The organism is Streptococcus mitis, from assembly GCF_047459985.1.
Lineage (GTDB): Bacteria > Bacillota > Bacilli > Lactobacillales > Streptococcaceae > Streptococcus > Streptococcus mitis_DZ.
In genome coordinates, this window is record NZ_JASHHD010000008.1 from 69,278 (window position 1) to 76,161 (window position 6,884).

Here is a 6,884-nt window from a genome sequence, read left to right on the forward strand (position 1 = left end):
AAAAGACCTCTTTCTTAATTGATGTATTTATTGTACAAGAAATACATTCATTACACAAACGTCAAAAAATCATATCAACTATGATAAAATGGAATAGATAAAAGAAAAGGAGTGAAAAATGGACGCAAGTAAATGCCAGGCGGTTCTAATTGCAAGTGAAACAGGTTCTTTTTCAGCTGCAGCAGAACAACTCAACTATACTCAGTCAGGGATCACTAGAATGATTTCTAGCTTGGAAGAGGAATTAGAATTTTCTTTGTTTATCCGCAGTAAAAAAGGAGTTCGTTTAACTGAAAATGGGAAATTGATGTTGCCTTATTTCAGGGAAATCGTTGAATCTAGTCAGGTCGCACAAGAGATGAGCGATGATATAAAAGGAGTAGTCCGCGGTTCTATCACGATTGCCTGCTACTTTAGTGTATCCTCTATGTGGATGCCTCGTCTTTTAAAAGTCTTTTCAGAAAGCTATCCCGATATACAGATTAAGTTGTTGGAGGGTGGAAATAAGGAAATAGCTAAGTGGTTGGCAGAAAAATCCGTCGATATCTGTTTATGTGCAGAGCCTCAAGATAAGACGGATTATAGTTGGGAAGAACTCTATCGGGATCCACTTCTTGTTTGGCTTCCTAAAAATCATCCTAAGGCTAGACAAACTCAATACGAGATAAAGGATTTAGAGGCAGAGGATTTTATTCATACCTTACCAGCTCAAGACACAGATCAGGACAGACTAATTGAGCAAGAAGGTTTACATTTAAAAACACGTTTTACAACAAAAGATGGATTTACTACCTATCAGTTAGTAAAAGCAGGATTAGGAGTGAGTTTTAATCAGGCTATGATAGCACAGGATTGGAAAGAAGATGTAGTCCAGTTGCCCCTAAACCCACCACGGTTTGTCTCACTCGGGCTTGCTTTGCCAAGACAGAGACCAACTTCTCCAGCAGTGCAACGATTTCTTAAATGTATGGAAGAGGAGCTTTCGGAATTGCTAAAGAAAACTCCTTGACACTCGGTCATCTTTTGATACAATAGTACAAAATTAGAGGAGGTAGGTTATGATTCAGAAGCATGCGATTCCTATTTTAGAGTTTGATGACAATCCTAAGGCGGTCATCATGCCCAATCACGAGGGGCTGGGTTTACACTTGCCAAAGAAGTGCATCTATGCGTTTTTGGAGGAGGAGATTGACCGCTATGCCCAGGAAGCGGGAGCAGAGTGCGTTGGGGAGTTTATTTCTGCCACAAAAACTTATCCCGTTTATGTCATGGACTACAAAGGTGAAAAAGTTTGTCTAGCCCAAGCTCCTGTTGGTTCTGCACCAGCTGCCCAGTTTATGGATTGGTTGATTGGTTACGGTGTGGATAAAATCATCTCTACCGGTACTTGTGGAGTACTAACTAATATAGAAGAAAATGCTTTTCTAGTTCCAGTTCGAGCGCTACGTGATGAAGGAGCCAGCTACCATTATGCGCCACCATCTCGTTATATGGATGTTCATGTAGAAGCGATTTCTGCTATCGAGCAAGTCTTAGAACAACTAGGCGTTCCATATGAAGAAGTCATGACCTGGTCGACAGATGGTTTTTACCGAGAAACAGCTGAAAAAGTTGCCTATCGTAAGGAAGAAGGCTGTGCAGTTGTGGAGATGGAGTGTGCAGCTCTTGCAGCAGTTGCCCAGCTTCGAGGAGTAGTCTGGGGACAACTTCTATTCACAGCAGACTCTCTAGCGGATTTAGAAAATTATGATAGTCGCGATTGGGGTGCAGAAGCTTTTGACAAGGCCTTGGAACTCTGTCTTGAAATCGTTAGTCATATGTGATTGCTTTAACGGTTTTATGGTACAATGTAGCTATGCTATTAAAATCAATTTTTGAAAAAATAAATACCACCTTGGGGCGTTTATCACCTGCTCGTCGAATTTTTTTAAGTTTTGCTTTGGTGATTTTCGTAGGCTCTCTCCTTTTGAGTCTGCCTTTTGTTCAAGCAAGTGGTTCTCAAGCCACTTATTTTGACCATCTTTTTACGACGGTGTCCATGGTCTGTGTGACTGGACTTTTTACGCAACCGGTGGCTACTACCTATAATGTTTGGGGGCAGTTGATTTGTATGCTCTTGATACAGATTGGTGGTCTGGGGCTCATGACCTTTATCGGGGTCTTTTATATTCAGGGGAAGCAAAAGCTTAGTCTTCGTAGTCGTGAAACCATTCAGGAGAGCTTCAGTTATGGGGAAACTCGGTCACTGAGGGCTTTTATACGGTCCATCTTTTTGACGACTTTTCTGGTGGAGGGCTTGGGTGCCTTTCTACTAAGTTTCCGTTTTATTCCTGAGTTTGGCTGGGGACGGGGCATTTTTACCTCTATCTTTTTAGCCATTTCAGCCTTTTGTAATGCTGGTTTTGATAATTTCGGCAGTAGCAGTTTAGTAGCTTTTCAGACGGATCCCTTGATCAATCTGGTCATTGCTGGTTTGATTATCACAGGTGGTCTCGGCTTTATGGTCTGGTTTGACTTGGCAACTCAGTTTGACAAGAAGAAAAAACGCCGTCTGCGTTTCCACACCAAGCTAGTCCTCTTCTTAACTGCAGGGATTTTACTGTTTGGGACAGTTTCCACACTCTTTACGGAGTGGCACAATTCAGGAACGATTGGCAATCTCAGTATCCCAGAGAAAGTACTGGTTAGTTTTTTCCAAACCGTCAGCATGAGAACAGCTGGTTTTGCTTCGATTGACTACACTCAAGCTCGACCTGTGACCTTGTTTATCTATATCCTACAGATGTTTCTTGGAGGGGCGCCTGGAGGAACGGCTGGGGGGCTCAAGATTACGACTTTCTTTGTCTTATTGGTCTTTGCGCGTAGTGAATTACTGGGCTTACCTCATGCCAATGTTGCGCAGAGAACCATTGAGGCTCGCACAGTCCAAAAATCATTTAGTGTCTTCATTATCTTTTTGATGACCTTCTTGTTGGGCTTGATGTTGCTGGGAATTACGGCAGAAGGAACACCGCGATTTATCTACCTCATGTTTGAGACCATTTCAGCCCTTGCGACAGTTGGGGTAACAGCAAATCTGACGCCAGAATTGGGCAAGTTGGCCCTTAGCATTGTCATGGTACTCATGTTTATCGGCCGTATCGGTCCCTTGACCTTGCTGGTTAGCCTAGCGGATTACCAGCCTGATAAGAAAGATTTGATTCAGTATATGAAAGCAGATATTAGTATTGGATAAGAAAGGAAGAATGATGTCAGATCGTACGATTGGAATTTTAGGTTTGGGGGTTTTCGGGAGTAGTGTCCTGACGGCCCTTGCCAAGCAAGATATGAATATCATTGCCATTGACGACCACGCCGAGCATATCAATCAATTTGAGCCTGTTTTGGCGCGTGGAGTTGTTGGCGATATTACAGACGAGGAACTCCTCAGAACTGCAGGTATTGATACCTGTGATACGGTTGTAGTGGCAACAGGGGAAAATCTGGAGTCGAGTGTGCTTGCAGTCATGCACTGTAAGAGTTTGGGCGTACCAAGGGTCATTGCCAAGGTCAAAAGCCAGACAGCCAAGAAGGTGCTGGAAAAAATCGGTGCCGACGCGGTGATTTCACCTGAGTATGAAATGGGGCAGTCTCTAGCGCAGACCATTCTCTTTCATAACAATGTTGATGTCTTTCAGCTGGATAAAAATGTGTCTATCGTGGAGATGAAGATTCCTAGTATTTGGGCAGGTCAGAGTCTAAGCCAGCTAGATCTACGTGGCAAATACAATCTCAATGTTCTAGGATTTCGTGAACAGGAAAATTCACCGCTGGATGTCCAGTTTGGACCAAATGACCTTTTGAAGGCAGGTGCCTATATCTTGGCTGTCATTAACAATCAGTATCTAGATGACTTGGCAGAGTTGAATTCGTAAGGAGGGAGCATCCCTCTTTTTTGATATCCAAGATAGCAGATAGAGAGAAACCTGTATCCCAAATGAGACCAGAACCCCTTGTATTCGAGTAAAAGTCCTTCAAGAACTGGACTTTATGGTAAAATAGAAAGAAGTGACAAGAGAGAGTAGTACTCAATGAAAATCAAAGAGCAAACTAGGAAGCTAGCCGCAGGCTGTACTTGAGTACGGTAAGGCGACGCTGACGTGGTTTGAATTTGATTTTCGAAGAGTATAAGAAAAAATCAGTCCCCCTAAAGGAGTAGATCATGAAATTATTGTCTATCGCCATCCCTAGCTATAATGCTGCAGCCTATCTTCATTATTGTGTGGAGTCGCTAGTGATTGGTGGTGAGCAAGTTGAGATTTTGATTATCAATGATGGGTCCCATGACCAGACTCAGGAAATAGCTGAGTGTTTAGCCAGCAAGTATCCTAGCATCGTTAGAGCCATCTATCAGGAAAATAAAGGCCATGGCGGTGCGGTCAATCGCGGTTTGGCGGAGGCTTCTGGGCGTTATTTTAAAGTAGTTGATAGTGATGACTGGGTGGATCCTCGTGCCTACTTGAAAATTCTTGAAACCTTGCAGGAACTAGAGAGCGAGGGGCAGGAAGTTGATGCCTTTGTGACTAATTTTGTCTATGAAAAGGAAGGCCAGTCTCGTAAGAAGAGTATGAGCTATAAGTCAGTCTTGCCTGTCCAGCAGATTTTTGGCTGGGATCAGGTCGGAAATTTCTCAAAAGGCCAGTATATCATGATGCACTCGCTGATTTATCGGACAGATTTGTTGCGAGTGAGTCAGTTCCAATTGCCTGAGCATACCTTTTATGTCGATAATCTCTTTGTCTTTACCCCCCTTCAGCAGGTCAAGACCATGTACTATCTACCTGTTGATTTTTATCGTTATTTGATTGGGCGTGAGGACCAGTCTGTCAATGAACAAGTGATGATTAAGCGCATTGACCAGCAACTCAAGGTCAATCGACTCTTGGTTGACCAGCTTGATTTATCTAAAGTGAGCCACCCCAAAATGCGAGAATATCTGCTGAATCATATTGAGATTACGACGGTGATTTCCAGTGCCTTGCTCAACCGAGCTGGAACAGCGGAGCATCTTGCCAAAAAACGTGAGCTGTGGACCTATATTCAGCAGGAAAATCCAGAGGTCTTTCAGGCTATTCGCAAAACCATGTTGAGCCGTTTGACCAAACATTCAGTCTTGCCAGCTCGCAAACTTTCCAATGTTGTCTACCAAATCACCAAATCTGTTTATGGCTTTAATTAATATAAGTATTTTATAAGAGGGATTTAAGAAAAATTTTAACTTTTTCTTAATCCTTTTTAATTTTAGGAGATTATACTAGAGTCATCAAATAAAGAAAAACTCTAAGGAGAATCCTATGAAATTCAATCCAAATCAAAGATATACTCGTTGGTCTATTCGCCGTCTTAGTGTCGGTGTTGCCTCAGTTGTTGTGGCCAGTGGCTTTTTTGTCCTAGTTGGTCAACCAAGTTCTGTACGTGCCGATGTGGTCAATCCAACCCCTGCCCAAGTCGTGCCAGACGCTGCTTCGGTGAGTGAAAAGAGCGACTTACCAGCAGAACTTCTCAAAGAAGCAGTCGATACAGCTCTTCCTTCAGAACAGGCAGACGCAACACCTAAAGCAAGCTTGGATGCTACAAGCTCTCCAGAAAAAGCAGATGCAGGTGCTAAAGAGCCAGTAGTAGCGCCAAAAGAAGAAGTGCAAGCAAAACCAGAATCTAAGAAAGAAACAGAGGATGCGGTTAAACCTGCGACAAATCCTGCGCCTACAGTTTCTGGACAAGACCGTGAAGCAAATGAAGCTCAACCAGCAACCACTCCAGCCGAAGTCCAAAAAGGTGTGGCTGACAACACCAAAGACACAGTAGACGTTCCAGCCACTTACTTGGATAAAGCTAACTTCCCTGGTCCATTCACAGCTGGTGTTAACCAAGTCATTCCATACGAATTCTTCGCTGGTGACGGTATGTTGACTCGTCTTATCTTGAAGGATTCAGACAAGGCCCCATGGTCAGACAACGGTTCAGCTAAAAACCCCGCTCTTCCACCAGTAGAAAACTTGGGCAAAGGTCTTTACTTCTATGAAGTAGACTTGGCAGGAACTCAAGGCAAATCAGATAAAGATCTTCTTGACCTCTTGAAACAAAACGGAACTCAAAGTTATAAAGCTACTATTAAAGTGTACGGTGCCAAAGATGGCAAGGCCGATTTGAGCAATCTCGTAGCGACAAAAGATTTGACAGTAAACTTGAATGGGTATAAGTCCCTCGATGAGATGAAATCTAAAGTTCCGGCTGCTAGTCAGGATAAGATGATACCGAACAAAGAGCAGGACAAAACCATGAATGCTAGCCAGCCAATGGCAACTCCAAGTATGAAGCAAGACCAAGCTTCAGCATCATCAAGCAAAATGTCTGATGAAGGCAAGATGGCAGCTACTAACAAGGTGTCAAGTCCAATGATGGCTGCTCAAATGAAAGACCAAAAAGACATGCTTCCATATACTGGTGAAGCCCAAACCTCAATGCCTACTATTGGATTCTTTGGATTAGCCTTGGCTGGCCTGCTAGGTGGACTCGGTTTGAAAGCTAAAAAAGAGGAAAATGACTAGTCTAGCTACAGACTTTCTATCTAGGATTTGAAAAGCTAAATTCCCAAACTAAGTTCCATCGCTAATTCAAGTGGAAGTTAGTCTGATAAAAACCCTAAAAACCAGTGGCAATCCGTGTCAAGGTAAGTTCTACTGGTTTTAATCATGCTTGATTTTATTGTATTTATAGACGAAAGGAATCGAAAAAAAGAGCGCACAAAATCCCCTCATCTGAAAGCGTTTCAGATTAAGTTCCGCTATGGTGGAAGTTAGTGTGAGACGTTTGAATGGGGTTGAAGATTAATTTTTAGATTTTAT

Annotated in this window: 5 protein-coding genes and 2 pseudogenes; all 7 read left to right on the forward strand. The window is 42.9% G+C overall.

Translation table 11 applies throughout. The annotated features are described in order from the left end of the window. Positions 1 to 118: 118 nt before the first annotated feature. Complete coding sequence (locus QM959_RS06105) at positions 119 to 1,009, forward strand: LysR family transcriptional regulator (protein WP_414372080.1); 891 nt, start codon at positions 119 to 121, stop codon at positions 1,007 to 1,009. 49 nt (positions 1,010 to 1,058) lie between these two features. Next, entirely contained in the window at positions 1,059 to 1,823 is a 765-nt protein-coding gene (locus QM959_RS06110; RefSeq protein WP_414372081.1) for a nucleoside phosphorylase, read from the forward strand. 32 nt (positions 1,824 to 1,855) lie between these two features. Continuing rightward, entirely contained in the window at positions 1,856 to 3,235 is a 1,380-nt protein-coding gene (locus QM959_RS06115; protein ID WP_414372083.1) for a TrkH family potassium uptake protein, read from the forward strand. A 13-nt stretch (positions 3,236 to 3,248) separates the two neighbouring features. After that, positions 3,249 to 3,914, forward strand: coding sequence for a potassium channel family protein (locus tag QM959_RS06120; RefSeq protein ID WP_414372091.1), 666 nt, complete (start codon positions 3,249 to 3,251; stop codon positions 3,912 to 3,914). Between the two features lie 287 nt (positions 3,915 to 4,201). Then, positions 4,202 to 5,218: a glycosyltransferase family 2 protein gene (locus tag QM959_RS06125; protein WP_414372085.1), complete on the forward strand. Its 1,017-nt coding sequence runs from the start codon at positions 4,202 to 4,204 to the stop codon at positions 5,216 to 5,218. A 115-nt stretch (positions 5,219 to 5,333) separates the two neighbouring features. Then, positions 5,334 to 6,237: pseudogene (locus tag QM959_RS06130) on the forward strand (SSURE domain-containing protein); the annotation flags it as partial. Positions 6,238 to 6,464: 227 nt separating this feature from the next. Further along, a pseudogene (locus tag QM959_RS06135) lies at positions 6,465 to 6,587 on the forward strand (LPXTG cell wall anchor domain-containing protein); the annotation flags it as partial. Positions 6,588 to 6,884 lie beyond the last annotated feature (297 nt).

What these genes read in the sequence shown, in the direction of transcription:
- QM959_RS06105 (WP_414372080.1), top strand. Translation starts at nt 119, where the DNA reads ATGGACGCAAGTAAATGCCAGGCGGTTCTAATTGCAAGTGAAACAGGT.
- QM959_RS06110 (WP_414372081.1), top strand. Translation starts at nt 1,059, where the DNA reads ATGATTCAGAAGCATGCGATTCCTATTTTAGAGTTTGATGACAATCCT.
- QM959_RS06115 (WP_414372083.1), top strand. Translation starts at nt 1,856, where the DNA reads ATGCTATTAAAATCAATTTTTGAAAAAATAAATACCACCTTGGGGCGT.
- QM959_RS06120 (WP_414372091.1), top strand. Translation starts at nt 3,249, where the DNA reads ATGTCAGATCGTACGATTGGAATTTTAGGTTTGGGGGTTTTCGGGAGT.
- QM959_RS06125 (WP_414372085.1), top strand. Translation starts at nt 4,202, where the DNA reads ATGAAATTATTGTCTATCGCCATCCCTAGCTATAATGCTGCAGCCTAT.